Origin of the sequence: Streptomyces sp. NRRL S-378 (assembly GCF_000720645.1) — a bacterium.
Lineage (GTDB): Bacteria > Actinomycetota > Actinomycetes > Streptomycetales > Streptomycetaceae > Streptomyces.
The window spans coordinates 1-1,825 of the sequence record NZ_JOBX01000163.1 but is presented as its reverse complement, the minus strand read 5'-3'; the positions used below and the strand labels follow the sequence as shown (position 1 = coordinate 1,825).

Sequence of the window (1,825 nt, the reverse complement as noted above, 5' to 3'; positions counted from 1 at the left end):
AGGGTGGCGACGGTGGGGGCTTCGAAGAGGGTGCGGAGGGGGAGTTCGGCTTTGAGGGTGGTGCGGATGCGGCTGATGAGGCGGGTGGCGAGGAGGGAGTGGCCGCCGAGGGTGAAGAAGTTGTCGTCGATGCCGACGGTGGGCAGGCCCAGGGTTTCGGCGAACAGGTGGCAGAGGGTTTCCTCGCGGGGGGTGCGGGGTGTGCGGCTGGTGGGGGTGGTCTGCTGTTCGGGGGCGGGCAGGGCGCGGTGGTCGATCTTGTTGTTGGTGGTGAGGGGGAGCTTTTCGAGGGGGACGAAGGCTGAGGGGATCATGTAGTCGGGCAGGTGTGCGGCGGCGTGGGCGCGCAGGGCTGCGGTGTCCGGGCCGCTGTCCTGTCCGGGCTCGGGGACGATGTAGGCGACCAGGCGCTTGTCGCCGGGCTGGTCCTCCCGGGCGATGACGGCGACCTGGGCGAGGCCGGGGTGGTGGGCGAGGGCGGCTTCGATCTCGGCGGGCTCGATGCGGTAGCCGCGGATCTTGACCTGGGTGTCGGTGCGGCCGACGAAGTGGATGAGTCCTTCGCCGGTCCAGCGGGCCAGGTCACCGGTGCGGTACATGCGCGAGCCGGCCGGGCCGAAGGGGTCGGCGAGGAATCGTTCGGCTGTGAGGTCCGGGCGGCCGTGGTAGCCGCGGGCCAGACCGGCGCCGGCGAGGTAGAGCTCTCCGGTGACGCCGGTGGGTGCGAGGGCGAGGTTGTCGTCCAGGACGTAGGCGCGCATGCCGTCCAGGGGGCGTCCGACGGGGACGGGTGCGGGCACGGTGTCGGTGGCGGTCCAGGGGGCCTGGGAGGCGAAGAGGGTGGTTTCGGTGGGGCCGTAGGCGCAGCGGACGGTGGTGTCGGGGCAGTGGTCCAGGACGCGTCGGACGGCGGTGGGGGAGATGAGGTCGCCGCCGGTGATGACTTCGCGGACGCCGGTGAAGCAGGCGGGGTCCTCTTCGGCCATGATCCGGAAGAGTCCGGCGGTGATGTCGAGTCCGGTGATCTCCTCTTCGGTGATCAGGTGGGCGATCTCGGCGACGGTGAGGTCGCCTTCGGGGGTGATGACGGTGCGTCCGCCGTTGAGGAGGGGGACCCAGAAGGCGTAGGTGGAGGGGTCGAAGGCGTAGGAGGCCAGGAGCAGGACCCGTTCGTGGGCGCCCGCGCCGAACATGCCGTCGATGACGAGGTCGAGGATGTCGCGGTGGGTGACCGCGACGCCCTTGGGCCGGCCGGTGGAGCCGGAGGTGTACATCACGTAGGCGAGCTGCTCGGGGCTGCAGGTCACGCCCGGGTCCGTCGTGGGCAGGCCGGCCAGGACCGGGTCCTGGTCCACGGTGACGACGCCGGGTGTGCGGGGCAGGCCGCGTCCGCGCATGCCGGTGTCGGTCAGCAGCACCGGCGCGGAGGTCTCGTCGACGATCCACTGCATGCGTTCGCGCGGGGAGTCGCTGTGCAGGGGGAGGTAGAAGCCGCCCGCTTTCAGTACCGCCAGCAGCGCCACGACCAGGTCCACGGAGCGTTCCATCAGCACCGCCACCGGTGCTTCAGGGGTCACGCCCAGGCCGATGAGGCGGTGGGCCAGCCGGCTGGAACGCTCGTCGAGTTCACGGTAGGTCAGCTCCCGGCCCGCGCAGCGGACCGCGATCGCCTCCGGGGTCCGCTGCGCCTGCGCGGCGAACGCCGCGTGGACCGAGGACGCCCGCAGGCCCTCCGCGGGCTGCGCACCCGCCCAGGACTCCAACAACCGCACCCGCTCGGCCTCGTCCACCACATCGATCCCACCGATCCGACCATCGGGATCGG

The 1,825-nt window shown here is 71.7% G+C and carries 1 protein-coding gene; it reads right to left on the bottom strand.

Features of this window, described 5'->3' with window-relative positions; genetic code table 11:
• The coding region (locus tag IH80_RS0138285) for a non-ribosomal peptide synthetase (RefSeq protein WP_199819375.1) at positions 1 to 1,790 on the bottom strand (1,790 nt) is incomplete at its 3' end.
• Positions 1,791 to 1,825 lie beyond the last annotated feature (35 nt).